The sequence below is a fragment of the Paenibacillus sp. 01T424 genome (assembly GCF_056398745.1).
This window is the reverse complement of the sequence record NZ_JBFTPZ010000060.1, coordinates 1-17,846: the sequence shown is the minus strand read 5'-3', so window position 1 is coordinate 17,846 and position 17,846 is coordinate 1. Positions and strand designations below refer to the sequence as shown.

At 41.9% G+C, this 17,846-nt stretch carries 16 protein-coding genes and 1 riboswitch; of the genes, 14 read left to right on the top strand and 2 right to left on the bottom strand.

Annotated features, from left to right (window positions below; genetic code table 11):
* The first annotated feature begins 12 nt into the window (after nt 1-12).
* The 8 genes from AC1DPK_RS30525 to AC1DPK_RS30490 are packed head-to-tail and all read left to right on the top strand — an operon-like array spanning nt 13 to nt 9,144.
* Nucleotides 13-672, top strand: coding sequence for a degT/DnrJ/EryC1/StrS aminotransferase (locus tag AC1DPK_RS30525; protein WP_477512600.1), 660 nt, complete (start codon nt 13-15; stop codon nt 670-672).
* Complete coding sequence (locus AC1DPK_RS30520) at nt 669-1,994, top strand: DegT/DnrJ/EryC1/StrS aminotransferase family protein (protein WP_477512599.1); 1,326 nt, start codon at nt 669-671, stop codon at nt 1,992-1,994. The genes AC1DPK_RS30525 and AC1DPK_RS30520 overlap by 4 nt, the downstream gene beginning before the upstream one ends.
* Nucleotides 1,991-3,043: an N-acetyl-gamma-glutamyl-phosphate reductase gene (gene argC / locus AC1DPK_RS30515; RefSeq protein WP_477512598.1), complete on the top strand. Its 1,053-nt coding sequence runs from the start codon at nt 1,991-1,993 to the stop codon at nt 3,041-3,043. The genes AC1DPK_RS30520 and argC overlap by 4 nt, the downstream gene beginning before the upstream one ends.
* Complete coding sequence (locus AC1DPK_RS30510) at nt 3,043-4,890, top strand: M20/M25/M40 family metallo-hydrolase (protein ID WP_477512597.1); 1,848 nt, start codon at nt 3,043-3,045, stop codon at nt 4,888-4,890. The genes argC and AC1DPK_RS30510 overlap by 1 nt, the downstream gene beginning before the upstream one ends.
* Complete coding sequence (locus AC1DPK_RS30505; protein ID WP_477512596.1) at nt 4,891-5,691, top strand: 1-deoxy-D-xylulose-5-phosphate synthase N-terminal domain-containing protein; 801 nt, start codon at nt 4,891-4,893, stop codon at nt 5,689-5,691.
* Nucleotides 5,688-6,626, top strand: a complete 939-nt coding sequence (locus AC1DPK_RS30500; RefSeq protein WP_441883259.1) for a transketolase family protein — start codon at nt 5,688-5,690, stop codon at nt 6,624-6,626. The genes AC1DPK_RS30505 and AC1DPK_RS30500 overlap by 4 nt, the downstream gene beginning before the upstream one ends.
* Entirely contained in the window at nt 6,616-7,830 is a 1,215-nt protein-coding gene (locus AC1DPK_RS30495; protein ID WP_441883257.1) for an MFS transporter, read from the top strand. The genes AC1DPK_RS30500 and AC1DPK_RS30495 overlap by 11 nt, the downstream gene beginning before the upstream one ends.
* Nucleotides 7,831-7,881: 51 nt before the next feature.
* Entirely contained in the window at nt 7,882-9,144 is a 1,263-nt protein-coding gene (locus AC1DPK_RS30490) for an ATP-grasp domain-containing protein (RefSeq protein ID WP_477512595.1), read from the top strand.
* A gap of 115 nt (nt 9,145-9,259) precedes the next feature.
* On the opposite strand, the gene AC1DPK_RS30485 is transcribed toward AC1DPK_RS30490, so the two are convergent.
* Nucleotides 9,260-9,574 (bottom strand): DMT family transporter, encoded by a 315-nt coding sequence (locus AC1DPK_RS30485; RefSeq protein WP_076265992.1) that lies wholly within the window; start codon nt 9,572-9,574, stop codon nt 9,260-9,262.
* Nucleotides 9,574-9,915 carry a DMT family transporter gene (locus AC1DPK_RS30480; protein WP_441883253.1) on the bottom strand — a complete coding sequence of 114 codons (342 nt, stop codon included), beginning with the start codon at nt 9,913-9,915 and terminating at the stop codon, nt 9,574-9,576. The genes AC1DPK_RS30485 and AC1DPK_RS30480 overlap by 1 nt, the downstream gene beginning before the upstream one ends.
* Before the next feature lie 72 nt (nt 9,916-9,987).
* A riboswitch (guanidine-I (ykkC/yxkD leader) is annotated at nt 9,988-10,085 on the bottom strand.
* Nucleotides 10,086-10,251: 166 nt separating this feature from the next.
* Here AC1DPK_RS30480 and AC1DPK_RS30475 point away from each other — a divergent pair.
* The 6 genes from AC1DPK_RS30475 to AC1DPK_RS30450 all read left to right on the top strand — a co-directional run.
* The gene (locus AC1DPK_RS30475) at nt 10,252-11,889 is read left to right on the top strand and encodes an ABC-three component system protein (protein ID WP_477512594.1); all 1,638 of its coding nucleotides are present in this window, start codon (nt 10,252-10,254) and stop codon (nt 11,887-11,889) included.
* A 2-nt stretch (nt 11,890-11,891) separates the two neighbouring features.
* Complete coding sequence (locus AC1DPK_RS30470) at nt 11,892-12,470, top strand: ABC-three component system middle component 1 (protein ID WP_477512593.1); 579 nt, start codon at nt 11,892-11,894, stop codon at nt 12,468-12,470.
* Nucleotides 12,460-15,306, top strand: coding sequence for an AAA family ATPase (locus tag AC1DPK_RS30465; protein ID WP_477512592.1), 2,847 nt, complete (start codon nt 12,460-12,462; stop codon nt 15,304-15,306). Before AC1DPK_RS30470 ends, AC1DPK_RS30465 begins: the two co-directional genes overlap by 11 nt.
* Before the next feature lie 160 nt (nt 15,307-15,466).
* Nucleotides 15,467-16,030, top strand: a complete 564-nt coding sequence (locus AC1DPK_RS30460; RefSeq protein ID WP_477512591.1) for a sigma-70 family RNA polymerase sigma factor — start codon at nt 15,467-15,469, stop codon at nt 16,028-16,030.
* Nucleotides 16,027-17,145 (top strand): DUF4179 domain-containing protein, encoded by a 1,119-nt coding sequence (locus AC1DPK_RS30455; RefSeq protein WP_477512590.1) that lies wholly within the window; start codon nt 16,027-16,029, stop codon nt 17,143-17,145. Before AC1DPK_RS30460 ends, AC1DPK_RS30455 begins: the two co-directional genes overlap by 4 nt.
* A 294-nt stretch (nt 17,146-17,439) precedes the next feature.
* A partial coding sequence (locus AC1DPK_RS30450) for an FAD-binding protein (protein ID WP_477512589.1) occupies nt 17,440-17,846 on the top strand: 407 nt, incomplete at its 3' end.

The window sequence follows — 17,846 nt, the reverse complement described above, 5'->3', positions numbered from 1 at the left end:
GTTAAATAGGAAATGGGAGAAACATTAACGAAACCAGAATCTGTCATCCAAAAAGAAAACTATTTTTCATTGTCATTTGTATTATCGAGAGTACTAAATTCAGGCGTCATTATGAGTATTGAAAAAAATGATCTTGAATTAAAAGGATTGGAGAAAGGGATAGCCAAGCTGACCAACAAGAAATATGTCTCCTTATATAATAGTTACACCGGTGCGATTCACGGTGCGCTGTGGGGACAGGACTTAGGCTACCATACTTCTGCACGACTGGATCATCCGAGTGAGCAGGAAAAAAAGTTTATTCATTGGTTAGGAATCACACTCATTTCAGATCCACACGTAAAGCAGGCTTATGCGACCGTTGAGGTTAATTGGGAAAACCTTCATCAGTTGGATCAGATCATTTTTAAAGCCAGCGACCGCGCTCCCGTACTCGTTTTGGACTTTACGGGATTAGGTTTTGGACCGGTTGCTGCCATCGCTGCAAATGATGATAATATTTGGAAAAAAGCAGAGCGCTTGAAGATTTTTGGTGCCTTTGATTTACAAACGATGTGGACACAGGAAGAAAGTGAACCTGACCTGCAGCCAGCCTTGCAGTTCAACTACAGGCTTAGCCCGCTCGTAGCAGCATGTGTGAAGTTAACACTCTTAAGGAGGAACCAATCATGATGAAGTCGGATTTTATTCGCAAGCCGTTAGCGCTGCCATCAGACGATTGGGTTCAAGCGCCATTAGCCTTTCTGGGAGGACCATCGATTATTCCAGAGGATGTAAGGAAGACGAATTTCCCAATCATTACGAAGGAAGATGTCATCCAAATGCTTATCTCCATCCAGCAGGATGGAGAGCAAGTTGTCGATGAGTTCAAGGAAACGTATCGCAATTATGTAGGGGCGAATTATGCGATTGCTACAGCGAGCGGTACATCCAGCCTGCACCTCGCATTAGTTGGGGCAGGTGTACAGCCCGGGGATGAGGTGATCGTTCCTGCATTCACATTCATAGCAACCGCACAAGCCGTTGTTGCAGCGAAAGCGATCCCTATTTTTGTGGACATTGACCCGATAACCTATTGCTTGGATCCACTAAAAGCAGAGCAAGCCATAACGAACAAGACAAAGGCAATCATGCCCGTGCATGTACATGGCCTGCCTGCTGATTTACCTGCATTGAGACGTCTGACTGACAAGTATTCCCTTCGTCTAGTGGAGGATGCCTCCCATGCRCATTCCGCATCGATCGATCAACAACTCGCCGGTTCGATCGGAGACAGTGCAGGACAAAGCTTAATGGCCGACAAAAACTTTCCTGTAGGCGGGGAAGGAGGCATCGCTTTTTTCAAAGAAAAAGAGGATTACGAGCGCGCACTCGCATTCCTTGATTCATCAGGTATTGATTACCGCATGTCGTGGATCGCAGCTGCTTTCGGTTTGAGCCAGCTTTCCCGCCTTCCTTATTATGATGCCATTCGTGCACGGAATGCAGCCTATTTAACCAATGAGCTTTCAGAGACTAAGCTGTTTAGCGGACCATTCGTACCAGATGGGTATAAGCACAGCTATAACATGTATCGTGTTAAACTCTCACCCGAGCGACTTGGGCTTGAGGACTTGGAGGATTATCTTGTAAAAGATGCCGTTCAGCAGCTCATTAATTCTGAAGGCGTATTTGCTAGAGAGTGGCAAAATGTACCGATACCTGGTCATCTGCCGTTCAAAAATCGGAAAGGCTTTGGAAATGGTTATCCGTTTACGTTATCGGAACGTCAAGATTTTGGTTACGATTTGAACCATTTCCCTGAAACATTGAAGATGCTTAGAAACAGCTTAACGATATGCAGAGAATTAAGAACGCCTATAGAATATGAGCGAATTCAAGCTTACGCCTTGGCTTTCAAAAAAATTGATGCGAACCCGCACATTATTCGTGAACTGGTAGAGCGAGGCAGCGATCTTAAAGTGYTGTATGAAAGAGACGCTAGATTAGGATGAGTACAACAGAACAACAAAAGAAACGAGTAGCCATTTTAGGCGGCAGCGGGTTCACTGGCGCTGAGTTATACAGGCTGTTAAATAAGCATCCGCATTTTGAAGTTCAGTTTGTGTCCTCCGAATCAAAGGCGGGATACCCGGTGGATAAGTTCTATATCGGTTCTATTCATAAGAAAAAGCACAGCTCGTTAAAGTTCAAAAAAATATCCGAATTAGACGGTCATTACGATGCGGTCTTCTCTTGTTTGCCCACAGGCTCCTTGCCCAAGATCATCCAGCATGTTGCAGAGCATACAGACTATATCTTTAATCTAAGCGGGGATTATCGCATATCCGACCCCGATATATTGCATCAACATTATCCAGAAACATTAAAAAACGCATTCGAAGGCGGATGGCACTACTATATTCCAGAGTTCAGCAAAATCAATCTTGAAGCAAAAGTAGTCAATCTTCCGGGCTGTATGGCGGTGGCGACGCTGTATACACTTTATCCGCTTGTGGCGCATGGCTTAATTGAAGGACGTGTAGTGACTGACGCCAAAACAGGCTCCAGCGGCGGCGGAAAATCGACAACAGAACATCATGCGGAACGCTCTCATAACTTCAGAGCTTATAAAGTTCATGGTCATCGACATCAGCCCGAAGTTGTGCATGCATTATCCTATCATTTGAATCAATTGGTAGATTTGCAGTTTTCGGTCTATAGTCTTGATCTTCCCCGAGGAATTATGACAACCTCGTATTGCTTGCTCAAAGAGCATGTAACAGAGGTAGATGTAAAAAAAGCATTCTACAGCACGTATTCATCCAAACCCTTTCTTCATTATTTTAACTCGGGCAATGGTTCACCTATGATCAAAACAGTGGTAGGAACAAACTATGCAGAAATCGGTGCTTATGTGGATGGACGTAATTGTGTTTCCATCGCAACCATCGATAATTTAATTAAAGGAGCTGCGGGGCAAGCCATACAGGCAGCAAACAACTATTTTGGATACTCTGAGGAGGCGGGATTGACATTTGAATTTGAGGGAGCGTGGCCCTGATGAGCAGCGGCAGCTTATATGTAATTAAACTCGGGAGCAGTACGATTGTAAACCATCCTCACATTTTTGAAGAAATTAGTCGTATCGTAAAGCGAGGAAATCAAGTGCTGCTTGTGGCAGGCGGTGCCGAAGCCATCAAGCAAAAATATGAATCCATTCCTCGTGCGATGCCTTTTCTTACATTGCCGTCAGGGGATGAAGTGCGGTACTGTTCACCCGAAGAGATGCCGATTATCCGTGCAGCCTATCATGAGATTATTTTGCCCACTATACAGACACAGCTGAAGGCATACGGTCTGACTGTCTACTCACAGCTTGGTGGAGATCAAGGTCTTGTTTATGGCGAGAAAGCGAAGCCCCTTAAAGTGATTAAGAATCAAAAATCAATTATTGTCCGTGATTCGTTGTTCGGTCATTTTGTGGGCAGTCATGTGGCATTTCTCAAATCTGCTTTACAGGCCTTTGATGTTGTATGTGTTTCTCCACCAATAGTAGATCCAGAACGGGATGTGTACATAAACATTGATGCAGACGTGCTTGCTGCTCACTTAGCGGTGGACTTAGAAGCGCATCACCTGCGTTTTGTTACTGGAACTTCAGGTTTACTGGAGGATGTTGAAGATAAACAGTCAACGATACAAAGTGTCTATACGAATGATGAATTAAGCTTTGTAAAAGGGCGCATGAAGCAAAAAGTACGGGCAGCCCAATTAGCAATCCGACAGGGCGTCTGTGATGTGAATATATCCGGTCCTCATACCTTGGAAGCACCCGGCAAAACGTGGTTCTGGAACATGGATCGGGAGCTCGGCTCATTCGATTTATTGAATAAAGTCGCGCGTATTCCTTCGGTCTCTCAAGATGAGCATGTGCTTGCACACTACTTATTAGAGACGATAAAGCAGCCTTCGGTTTCAGGGGAAATAGACCACGCGGGGAACATCGTTTTCCGAAAAGGGAATGGTCCCCATACGCTGCTCTTATTAGGGCATATAGATACGGTTCCGCATGTTTGGCCTGTTCGATCCGACTCCAAAGGCATTACGGGCAGGGGAATCGTGGATGCTAAAGGCTGCTTTGTAAATTTCATTCATATGCTGCAAGAAGTTGATGTGCCGGAACAGGGATCTTTACTTGTAATTGGTGCAGTCGAAGAAGAAATATCATCTTCAAAAGGTGCTCATTTCATTCGAGATCACTACAAGGCGGATGCAGTTATTATTGGGGAGCCGAGCGGGGTAGAGAGCTTAACCCTCGGTTATTACGGTCTCTTTAAGCTGGAAATTACCATTCATCGCGCGCAGGAGCATACTGCAGCCAAAGATAGTCAGAGTGTTATCGACGAATTGTACAGTGTTGTATCAGACATTCGTGTTCTCGTACGTGAAATCGATCCACAATCCTTATCTTCATTAATTGATATCGAGCATCAGAATGAACGAGGCTTTTTGACGGTAAAAGGGACGTTAAACTTTAGAATATCACCTTCGGCAGGCAAAGATTATCAGAAGAAAATTGATTTGTCATTTGGTGAAAATGTGACTGTTGAAATCTTGCGTGCAACACCAGGATTTTCGAACTCTCGCACAGGCTCCTTAGTCAAAGCTTTTGTTCGCAGTTTCGCTAAGCAGGAGAAATCCATTCACTATATCAAAAAACGTGGAACGAGCGACATGAATACGCTGGCCACAACTTGGGATTCCGTCCCTATGGTAGCTTATGGTCCCGGGGATTCCAGCTTGGATCATACGAATGATGAATATTTACATTATGGTGAGGTAGAGCAGACCAGAACGATTTTAAAAGAAGCTGTAAACGAATGGTTTCGGCTGAGATTGGAGGAATAAATGGAGCTGGCAATCGAAATTCAAAGGGAAGAAATTTCCCTGCTGGTTGATAAGGCGAAAGAAGCGAGGAAATTGATCATTGACATGGCTGCATCACCTACAGGATGCCATATCGGCGGAAGTCTTTCTGCGATTGACTTATTGATTGGTGCATATTCGAAATATGTGCAAGATCCCAATACACTCATCATTCTTAGCAAAGGGCATGCTGCAGCAGCATTATATGCCGCGCTTCATGTATATGGGATTATCAAGGATAACCCAGCGGATARCTATGGAAAAGCAGGCTCTTTGTTCACAGGACATCCTAATCATAAACTGTCAGGCATCCCCTTCGCTACAGGCAGTTTGGGTCATGGCATTCCTTACGCAGCAGGCTGGTCACTGGCGCAAAAAATGAAACAAACGAATGGACTAGGGATTGTGATCGGTGGAGATGGGGAGCTGCAGGAAGGGTTATGCTGGGAAACCGCACAGATTGTCCAAGCCCAGTCGATCACTAATTTTGTATATATCGTCGATTGCAACGGAGGCCAAAACGATGGTTATGTGCATGACATATCACCGCTTTGCAATCTCCGGCAAAGATTTGAAGCGTTTGGCTTTGCTGTCAAGGAAATTAACGGCCATCATTTCGAAGAAATCCTTGCCGCAATTGAACCAGATCCAGATAAACCGGTAGCCGTCCTGGCCAATACGATAAAAGGAAAAGGTGTTGCAGCGATTGAAGGAAACCCCGAAGCGCATTATGTTAAAATCCCGGAGAAGCTCGCCCATAAATGGAAGGTGAGTTTATCATGACCAAGAAGTCAGGTAGAGATGCCTATAAAGATGAGCTGACTACGCTTGCTTCCAGCAACGACCAAATTGTATGTATTGAAGCAGATCTAGGAGGCAAAAATCATCCTTTTGGGCAGCAGCATCCCCAGCGTTTTTTTAATCTAGGCATTGCGGAATTAGCTGGCATTGATATGGCAGCCGGTCTTGCTGAAGCAGGGTATGTGCCATTCTTCTCAACCTTTGCTTCCTTTGCAGCATTGCGAGCAGCGGAAAGCATCAAGCTGACGATGGGGTATATGGGGAAAAATGTGAAGGTTGTAGCTGCGTATGGAGGGGTATCTGGTGGTTGGTTTGGAACGACACATCATGCACTGGAGGACATCGCAGTCCTCCAATCGTTTCAAAACATACGGATCGCTTGCCCTCATGGCGAACAGGAAACACGAAGAGTGATACGTGAAGCAGCAGCATCAGAGGAGCCGTATTATATTCGCCTTTCCAGAAATGATGCTTTTGACAGCTTGGATCGAGCAGAGGACGAGAGCTGCAGAAACTTAATTATTGAAGGAGGCGCACGTACTGCCCGATCCAAACTATGCTTGATTTCCGTGGGTGAACAAGCAACAGAACTTTGCATGCGGATCGTTCAAGAGGACGACACTATCGTACATGCGCATTTATGTTACGTCGACATTCAAAGCTTGAAACCCTATATTCAACCATTAAGCGGTTTAGCTGACCAATTTCTGGTCGTTGAGGAGCATCGAGCAACCGGCAGTATCGCGTCCTATCTAGCCTTATTATTGCCTAAGCATCAAGTTCATTCACATCATTGCGGTGAGAACTGGCCGATCTACGGCGGTACACATGCTGAGGTTCTAGACTATTTAGGATTTGGGTTTGAACCACTGCAACAACAAATCCAGAATATTCTAGGAGGTAAGGATGGTTTTTAGCGTACTAAAACAAAGAAACTTCCGCCATTATTCCCTCGCTGATATTATTTCCGGATTCGGCGTAGGCATGAGTACGATTGGTGCGAACTGGTATCTTATGGATCAGACAAATTCGATTACCGCCATAGGATTCATGCTTTCCTTAAATGTTATTGCAGGTTTTCTCATCTCCGCATTTGTAGGCACCCTAATCGATAAATGGAATCGAAAAACGATTATCCTATGGGCCAATGGCATTCGAGCGATCGCCTTGTTAATCATAACAGGTGCTTTTGTATGGACGGGATTCCGAATTGAATATCTTTATACCTTTGCCATTATTAACGGGATGGGCTGGACCGTGTATATGACGGCTTCTCGAAGCCTGGTTCAAGAAATCCTATCGGAGAAGGACCTCATTAATGGAAACTCCTTAATTGAAATCAGCTTGCAAGTAGGGATGTTTATGGCTGGTGCACTTTCAGGAGTGTTGTACAAATTCGTTGGTTTTGAGATCATTCTTCTTCTAAATGCGCTCGCCTTTATCGTGAGCAGCTTCTTCCTTAGTCGAATTCAATACACACCTATCCCTTTTGAAAATGATAAAGAGACCTTTTTTGCAACGTTTAAGAATGGCCTAACGTATCTGGCGGAACGTCCATTTATTTTCTTGCTTGGTATTGTATCGATTATTCCACTCGTTTCTACGATGATTTACAACGTCGTTCTTCCTGGCTATGTGAGCAATACGGTGCAAGGTGATTCCGTTGTATTCGGTTTATCAGATATGTTTTATGGCATTGGGGGATTATTGTCTGGATTTATTGCAGCGCCCTTAGCTAAGAAAATATCACAACATGGAACGATACTATTATTTTTTATGATATCCGTGCTGAGCTTGCTCGCTGTAGCGTTTAACCATTTGATTCTGCTTTTGTATTTTGGCAGTGTATTGATTGGATTAACGAACTCATCGTTACGTATTTTGATGACAACGACGCTGATGGAATCGGTATCCAAATCCTACATGGGTCGAGCGACTTCGGTCTGGATGGCGATTTCCTTGCTCTTGCAGACCTTGTCCGCCACAGGGCTTGGCCTTGTCATTGATCGTTTCTCTCCAGGCGCGGGTTTTATCTGTATGAGCGGCTTGATGTTCATCGGATTTGTTGTGTACTTTGTGATGAATAGTAAAGCGACACAAAAAAGCACACTGGAAGCTTGAATTCTGCATTGCGAACCACTTCTTTCATAACCATTAAAGGAGGATAAAAAGATGACAGCAATTAAAACGGTTGCTTTTGTTGAACCAAGTTTCTACGGCGTTAGTTTTGCGAGAGTCGCTTTTGAACAAGGACATAAAGTCATTTCCATCGTTTCTTCCACGGAAAATCCGCAAAAGTATGGATATGAAGGCATCTACCATGATCTAGTTGTTGCAGATATTCGAGATGAAGAGTCCCTCTACCAAGCGATTGTTAACTCACCTTATGCGAATCAACTGGATGCGTTAATTCCTGCTACGGATTACGCCTCTCACGTAACTGCGAAGGTAGCGGAGCGGATTGGACTTAGAGGAGTACCATACGAAGCAGCTTTAAAGTCGCGAAACAAAGATTTGGCTAGAGAAGCTTATGCTGAACATCAAGTACCAAGTGCAAAATTCAAAAAAGTGAGAACTTACGAAGATGCATTAGCAGCTGCGGAAGAGATCGGATTTCCTATTGTATTAAAACCGACGAATTGCGCAAGCAGTCAAAATGTTTATTTCATCAATGATGAAATTGAACTAAAACATGCAATAGATGCGATCTCAGCGTTTAAAGTAACTTATATGGACTTTAAAGTCCGCGATGAGTTTTTAATTGAGGAGTACTTGGATGGTCCAGAATTTAGTGTCGAATTATTCGTTAAAGAGGGTGAAGCTATTTTCTCGGCCGTTACTGAAAAATTAACCTCACCGCTTCCTTATTTTGTTGAAATTCTTCATACATTACCTACTTCAGTGCATGTAGAGCATGAGGATCACATCGTTCGTACGGCTGTTGATGCTTTGAGAGCTATTGGGATAGGGAATGGACCAAGTCACGTAGAAGTGAAGCTTACAAGTACGGGTCCGCGAATTATCGAGGTGAACGGCAGGCCAGGAGGCGACAATATTTCTTCTGATTTATTAGTGCAAGCGTTCGGTATCGATATATTTGAAGCGACCGTTAACTATTATTTAAACAACCCGATCAATATTCAGAAAAGGTTTAACCGCGCAGCTTCAATTGCTTATGTGACCGCCGATCGAGAGGGTATTTTCGATGGAATTGAAGGCTTTGTCGATTTAGAACAACATACAAATGTTATCCGAGCACAGCTAACGGTAGCTCAAGGTGATTTGGTCTCAGAAGCAAAAAGCTCGGATGATCGATTGGGTTATTTCATTACAGTTGGCAACACCCCTCAAGAAGCGAAAGAACTAGCCCTTTCTCTGAAGGAAACGTTAACGGTCGTGTATCACCAGCATGAAACAGAGAGTGCAGCGGGGTAGACGAAAGACAAGATTTGAGTCTGAATAAGCAGGGAACAGGCTCTTAATGAGCCTGTTCCCTCCATAAATAAAATGAAGCTATAATTCCACGAATGATCATATCAAATGAAAGCCTTTAAGAGACAAGCTTTAACCCTACGGCTGAACCTAATACCATCGCTATAAAAACAACTCTTTTCCAGTCTTTTGATTCTCCATATAAAAGCATTCCCAATATAGCTCCGCCTGACGCTCCAATTCCCGTCCAAATGGCGTACGTTGTTCCCATGGGCAGTGTCTTCATGGAATAAGCAAGAAATAGGAAGCTTGCTAAAAATCCGATCGTTAATAATACAACGGATTGCCAATTGCGATCCTTATGCAATTTATTTATCATGGCGACACCAAACATTTCAAACAATCCTGCAAATATGAGAGAAATCCAAGCCATTAGGATACAGCTCCTTTCTGATCTTTATCCTTCGTAACTAATTTCAAGCCCATAACTCCCGCTAATAAAAGTAAAATCAACAACATTTTGGTCCATTTAAATGGTTCTCCAAAAAATATGATTTCGGAAAAAACAGTTCCTGCCGTACCCATTCCTACAAAAACAGCATATACCGTTCCGACGGGCAGTTTTTTGCCTGCAGCGATCATTAAATAGAAGCTGATAATAATAGAAATAACAGTTCCTGTCCACGTCCAGAAGTCATCCGCGTGTTTTAAGCCAATCACCCAAAAAACCTCGAAAAAAGCGGCAATAAATACTTTAATCCAATTCGAATTCACCAAAATACACCTCCAATTTTATTGTTGCCAAAAAACATAAAAAAAAAGCCCAAGAGCAAACTGTTTAACAGTTTCTCCCAGGCTTTTATCCTTCCGTGACACAGCATCGCTGTGAGTTTTCTCTCGGACCAGACCAACAGTTATGTTGCGGAACCCTAGAAAACATTTCGTTTATTCAATTACCTTGTATTATACACATATCCAAATCAATTACAATACTCATAAAATGGAAAATAACAAAAAAAGATCTTCCAGAACATGTAGTACAACCCTTGGAAACCATATATGCTTGATATAAAATAATAGGAAAGCATTAGGAGAAAGGGGAAGCTGAACATGTCGATGAAGATCGAACTGAAACCGAGAACACCGGGAAGCAATGGCAAGATGCTTGTCTTGCTGATTCATGGTTTGGGCGCTCCTGAAACGTGGGTAAAGCCAGGCAGAGACTGGGCGGAGCTCATCGCATCAGATCCGGACATCACAGATACGGATATTGGTATCGTTACATATGACACCTCTAAGCTCATCAGCAGCATTTTTGGAATCGAAGGAGAGTTTGACGTTTTAGGTCAAAAAATTAGTGTCAGTAAAAAAAGTCCTCTGTCCATAGACCAGCTTGCTATACAATTGAAGACTATTTTGGATGGGTATACCTATAGAAAATATAAGAAAATCGTTATCGTTGGCCACAGTATGGGAGGATTAATCGGTAAACGATTCCTACTCAATGAATATTTGCTCCGCAAAAAAGGATTAGAACGGATCGGTGGCTTTATTAGCTATGCAACACCTTATAACGGCTCTAAATTCGCTGAGTTTCACCATTTAATAAAGCGCTTTCAGAATCATAAGCAAATCGCACAGCTGCGTTCAAATAACGATTTTTTGGATGAAATGAACCGCAGCTTTTCTGATGCACAAGAAGAACTTAGGAGCTTTTTCACTTCCATTTACTGCTTTGGAGACAAGGACACTGTAGTCGAGAAGGGCAGTGCTGTTCCCAATATGGGACAATCAAAGAGCTATGATTCTGCCCGATCTCTGCCCGGTGATCATGGCACCATTCTAGATCTGCTGCAAGGACATCTCTCAACGAACTACGATATTCTAAAAGGACTTTTACTAGACGTACTTGGCCCTTTTAGTCCTTCACCATTAGGTGTACAAGATAACCGCCCAGAGATTACAACTTCCTTAGACCTGTCGGACAAGCCCGCAGGATCAGATAATGTGTCTAAGCTGCAGGCTCGATTAAACGATCAATTTGAGATTCACCGACAAGCACTGGATACCATCTTCATACGACGTTTCAAAAATGATGACGAAATAAGAACAAAGCTTATTGCTTCTATGAATGATGTTCTTCGAAAGCTGAAGGAGATGGAAGAAAGCAGATTACAGCTGTTTCTAAAGCTGTACCAATTTGCAAACATTCGTCTTCCTGAAGGAGAACCCGGCCTGCGCGAGCTGTGGGAGCTGCTGGCTCTCGTGAATTTGGTATATCCCGATTGGAACTTTATCGATCCTGAGGAATGGGTTCATTTGTCCAATCTTCAGCTGGATTCCGATCGCTGGGTGCGTATGCTCTACTCACAGGCTAAAGAAACGATGCCTGAGGTCGTCATCGGATTTATGACTAAACTTTACACCAATTCTTTTCAATCTTATATGAAGTCCAGAGACCATTCGGATTTATTCCCATATCGCTTGCTGCTCGAAAATATTAATTCGGAATCACTCGCAAAAGGCAACCCAGAAAACCTATGCGAGCATTGCAACAATGGCCGTAAAGCTGACTTTTCCAAAATATTACTACAATTTGCTCAAGACACGAAGTTAACCATCTTCGAAGGTTTAGAATCTAATCGCTTATCCGGAACGGTCAGTATCAGTTGTTCCTCTTGCTTGCGTCAAGTTAGACATGAAGTGAGTTATGAAGAAATTTGCACGCGACTAAGGAGTGTGATTTGAAAATGGTGCAACAGATATTTGACTTTTTTGACCACCAATCTGACCTTGAGAAGCTAACAAATGTATCGATTAGGCATATAGATGCCCTTTACTTTTCTGCGAAGCAAATTTTTGCAGTCGTTTCCTATGATTCTCCATCATCACTCGAGAACCACTGGGAGCGAGCAGCTTATCAATTTGCTTACCGGGTACAGAATCAGCTGCCCAGCGAACTAGATGATTTGCGTTGGGACATGTATTTAGTCCTCTTTGTAGACGCGCAAGAAATAAGCAATGCTTTGAAAAAACGCATCGAGTCAAACCGCTTTTTCTTTCGCAAGATTATCATCACGAGCTCTGATTTAAATCGTTTAGCTGAAAAACTGCCTTTAGACTTTCAAACTAAGCTGCCCCAGCACCAACTCGAGCGCCTTTGGTTTCATGATCGGCATTTTCTCCAGCAATGGCAATCCTGTGTTCAACAATCGACGAAAGACCAGTTAAATAAAGCTTTGTTTCAAGCTGATGAGCAGTCTGTGGACAAGCTATTGTCATCTTTAAATATTCCAGTGTTAGCTGAGGTGCTCAGCCATGAGGATTAATGCAATCACAATAGAAGCATTCCGCGGGTTTAATGAGAAGCGAAGATTTGAATTTCCCAATACAAGCATTGTCATTTTACATGGCCCAAATGGTTACGGAAAAACCTCTTTTTTTGACGCGATCGAATGGGGATTAACCGGTAGCATTTATCGTTATGAGCAAGACCCCGAACGAAAATTATATCGATACATTGGGAATCATTTTGCCGGGGATAGTGCTCCAAAAGTAATCATTGAGCTAGGAAATTCAGACATGCAAATTACAGTAATACGTACGGGGATCGCCAATACGAATGTAAGGACAGATAGCGGAGCCCATTTGCTTGAAGTTGAGATTAATGGTGAGAAGGTACCTGCCAAGGAGGCAGAAGCCGTTTTAAAAGAGAAGCTCGTCCACGCGGAATGGCTCGATAAAGTAGATTTAAACAAAAGCTTGTTTCTTACTCATCTTCTATGTCAAGAACGGATGAATGGCATCCTAAGAGGCATGAAGGAGAAGGATCGCTACAATTCGGTTTCCCGAATTTTCGGCACAGAGCAATTTTCGAGCTATGGAGAACTCGTGCATAAAGCACGGGTGGAGCTGGAAGAAAGAAGACTAGCATTTAGCCAAAAGCGTGGGCAGCTGATTGCGGAGGAAGAAACGCTGGAGCACCGTATTCAAGGCATTAAGCTAGAAATCTCAGAATTCTCGCCTGCATCACGAAATAATCAATGGTCAACAGCACTTCATAACTATGAAGCTGTCTTCCAAAAAGCAGCGGTTTCAGAAGATGAAGATCAGGTTATTTCATTGATCAAAGAAGCCGAGGAGCAAATTGAAGCTCTAGTTCAGGAAAGAAATCTTTTGGAAAATGATACAATCAGACGGCTCGATCTAGCAAAAGATGCTATGACCTCATTACAGGAAAAGCTTCCGCTTCTGATGCAATGGGAACGAGAAAATCATCTTACTCAAACGCTAGATGAACACTTAAATACAATTCAAAAATTGCTAAGGCTCAATGAAGAAGCAGATAGTTTTTTGCAAAACGAACTGATCAAGCTCCAAAACGAACAGCTGAATGAGGATTTACAGCAGCAAACAACGGCAATTCAGCATAGAGCCGATCACTTATTAGAAGCGTTAAATGAAGTGAAAAAATTATGGCTTCAGGCAAACAACCGTAAAAAATTTGATGGGATGAGCGGTAACTTTGCCATAGCATATCCACTCTTAGAGGAGACTCCTCGACTCGCACTCTATCATTCATTACGAGAGTTAGAGCTGCGGTTTCGTGAACAAACAGATTTGGAAAACGCTTTTTTGGAGGCTGATGGTTTACACAAGCAGCAGTTGGAATTTGTACAGCAGCTTGTGCTTCATGAAAAGAAACATAAAGCTTTTCTAAAGCATGTTCTACAGGTTGCTATTGAACAACCAGAGCTAGATTGCTGCCCTGCCTGTGGAATAGAAGATGTTGATTCATTCCGCCTGCAAAACTACGTCAGCGCACAGATGGATGCCATTCATCCTGATCTAGCTCGTGCAGAAAAGAAGAGCCTCGAGCTTGAATTACAACGACAAATCTATAATGACCAGCTGTTTGAAGCAAAAGCGAATGTTAAAGAAAGTCTAACCATACTTCAAGCCACCATGCAGGAATGGAGTGATCAGCATACTCAATTGCTCGATCAAGTGGCAGATTTACAAGCAAAGCACTACGATTTGCACAAAAAAATGCAGTTAATGGACAAGAGCTACAATGATTTCAAAGCATTGGCTGATGAGTTGGATATCCCTATTCATACGCCAGCTCTGAAAGAGCAGTTACTGACTAAGCTGGATGAAGGTAATAAACAAGTAGATCATTTACGCAAGCAGCTTATTACGATTGCTACATCGTTCTCATCCCTGCCAAGGGAGAGCAAAGAGAGAGAACTTAAGCATCTACAAGATGATGTCGTTGTTTGGCTAGGTAAGCTAACGGCAGAAGGAATTATTGGTGCCAGTGCTCAAACAACGGATTGGAGCGCAGTTGCAGATCAGTTAGACGCAAAGGCTAGTTTGATTGAAGAGTCATTGCTCGAAAATACTCGTAAGCACGGAGCAGCAACACAATTATTAGATGCTTTCCGAGCAAACGCAGATCTCGCACTGCTCGAACAATTACAGCAACAAAAAACTGCCAAGCATAAGGTCATAGAACGAGTGGAAGAAGGTCTTCGAACCATCGAAGACATGGTTGCCGCTCTAAAGGATGCCGAGCAGGCCGTGCCAGATGCCATTCGCGGCTTGAATGAACGAGTCATGGATCAAATGTTCGATACTATGCGTTCCATCTTTGTCAGAATCAACTCTCATCCCGTATTTACCGAGATCGATTATGATACGGGGAAAAAATTCAACAGCAATCGCTTATTTCTCAAAGTGATGACGAGAGAAGATGCGGCCCTTGGCCACCAAGAAGCAAATCCCTCGTACATATTTAGCGCAGCCCAGGTGAATGCCACTGCGATTTCATTCTTTTTGGCCATGGCGCTTACGCAATCTTGGTCCCCACTGTCCTTTGTCGCAATGGATGACCCTGTACAGAGCATGGATGACTTGAATGTAGCTGCATTAATTGATCTTATACGTAATTTAGCTGATTCCAAATTGCAAAATCATAAACAATTTATTATCTCAACACATGATTCGACGTTCTATCAGGTTATGAGAAAGAAGTTCAGAATGCTGAATGTAGGCATTATTGAATATGATTCCTATTCAGAAGCAGGCCCTACATTTGAGCAGCGTGTAGTAGAAGCTACGGATAAGAAGCCGATTGCCATATTTTCGAAAGCAGACTCATAAAAACTCAACCATAAAAAGTCGATTTCCTGTACGATTGAGGAATCGACTTTTTTATTATAAATGGCCTAAAAATATAATTAATCTAAACCTGAGAATAAAAATTTTCAACTTCGTTGTATATAGTGTAAAAGCTTTTACAAAAAAATAAGGAGAATCGCTAATGAAGTCTAATGATAAAAATTTCATCCAACGATTAAAGCGCCAGAAAGAAGATGCTTTAGAATATATCGTTGATACCTATTTGCCCTTAATAAAAGGGGTAACTTATAAAGTGCTGTCCCCGCTTGAGAACGAGGGAGTTATTGAAGAATGTATGAACGATATTTTGTTATCCATATGGAACAATTCGAATAAATTTCATGGCGATTCGACTGATTTCAGGAAATGGATTTGTGCTATAGCCAAGTTTAAGTCTATTGATTATTACAGAAAAAATAGTAAAAGAGTAGAATTCACCACTAATGAAATGGAATTGAGCTCCGAAAAATCGGCAGAAGAAGAGTTGATTATACTGGAGGATAAAACGGAATTAATTCAATTAATCCATTTATTAGAGCCTGTGGATCGGGATATTTTTATAATGAAATTTTTTCTTGGATTAAAAACAGAGGATATTTCAGCGAAACTCGATTTAACGAAAGCGTCTATCGATAATCGAATTTATAGAGGGAAAAAGACACTTTACACCAAAGCGATGCAGCTGAATTGGAAAGGTAGTGTATGATGAAGGATATTTATGAATTATTAAACGATATAGATCTAGACGACAAGCAGTTTGTGGAAATGGAAGTAACTGAATTTGAAAAGACCAAGGTAAAGATTGCATTAAAGCAATCATTAGCTCAAAATAAAAAAACACATCGTTGGAGAAAGAATGCTGCTGCTGCAGTCATACTAATCGGTTTAACGGCTGCTACCTTTGGCATTACGTTCCCTGCTTATGCTAGCGAAATCCCTGTTTTAAGAAACATTTTCATGTTATTGGATACCGGAAGGATCGGATTTTATGATGACTATAAGAAGTATTCCAGCGAAATTAACATGTCAAAGGAGAGCAAAGGCATAAAATTGACGATTGAAGATGCGATTTTTGATGGGAAATCGGTTACCTTAACCTATGCATTAGAAAGTAATCAAGACTTGGGTGACGAACCAAAGTTACATGGTTTATTATATGCAAAAGGTGCACTCGGCGGGAGTCAAAGCACTCAAATTACAAAAGTCGATGAAAATAGTTATGTAGGTTTAGTTCAAAGCAACATCGATTTTCGTAATCAAACGGAATTGGATCACGTAAATATAAACTGGATTATTGAAAATATAACAAATCCAAATAACGAAGAGGAAATACAAGGTAAATGGAGCTTTGCTCTTTCTTTAGACGCAACGGCGAATCAAACACAGATCATAAATCAAAGTGTTGAACACGAGGGAGTAAAAGTAAACATAGACAATATAACCTTTACCCCCATGAGCTTTATCGTTTATTACAATCAAGTGATTTCGGATGAGACAAGAAATGAATGGGATGCTGTAGATGTGGATATCGAAATTAAAGACGACTTAGGCAATCATTATGTTGGTAAAGGCAATGGAGGAGCAGGTGAGAGAGGCGGCTATAACATGAACTGGAGTAAAACTTTTGAAAAATTAGACCCCAATGCTACCAAGCTTATACTGACACCTCAGATAAACTTGTATGAACACACTGCCGAAAATCATGGTTCATTAGAAATAACGAGAGACGAAGGTTCAAAAGAAATTGTATTGCCTAAAAAATCAGGAAGAGGTAGAGAACAAATTAAATTGGATGATATTGTCATTGAAATAAAGAAATAAATGATAAGACATTAAGGCTTATGAGAGGACATGCTATGGTTCCTTCAGATTAAGCCATAAAAAAAGCGAGCAGGATCGTATCCTGCTCTTTTTTTGTTGCATATTTAATAAGGAGAAACGATAATTTAATGATATGTAGGAAATAGGATTGATTACATTTATAAATGACAACTTTTGATTAAAAGGTAATATTAATCGGAAAAATGTGCTATAATTTAAAGTTGAAATTTCAAAGCTTTAACAACAACAAGAAAAGGTGAAACGAATGATAATGAACGAATGGGAACAACTTTTATGAATAATGAATTGAACCTTTATAAACGTATATTAAATAAACTGCCCGACTTGAATATTAAGCTTGCTGAACCCGTTAAAAATCACGCATATACAAAATTAGGGGGGAATGCAGATGTATTCATTACTCCAAATAAATATGATGAAATAAGCACTGTATATAAAATTGCGAAAGAAGAAAATGTTCCAGTTACCCTCTTGGGACATGGCTCCAATCTTATCGTGAAGGATGGCGGCCTTCGCGGGATTACGATGCATTTAAAAAACTTGAATGAAGTTCGAACCGAAAATAGTACAATTATTGCGCAGGCTGGAGCTTCGATTATAGATGTATCTAGGCAAGCATTAGAACAGCATCTGTCTGGACTTGAGTTTGCATGCGGCATCCCAGGTACGGTCGGTGGTGC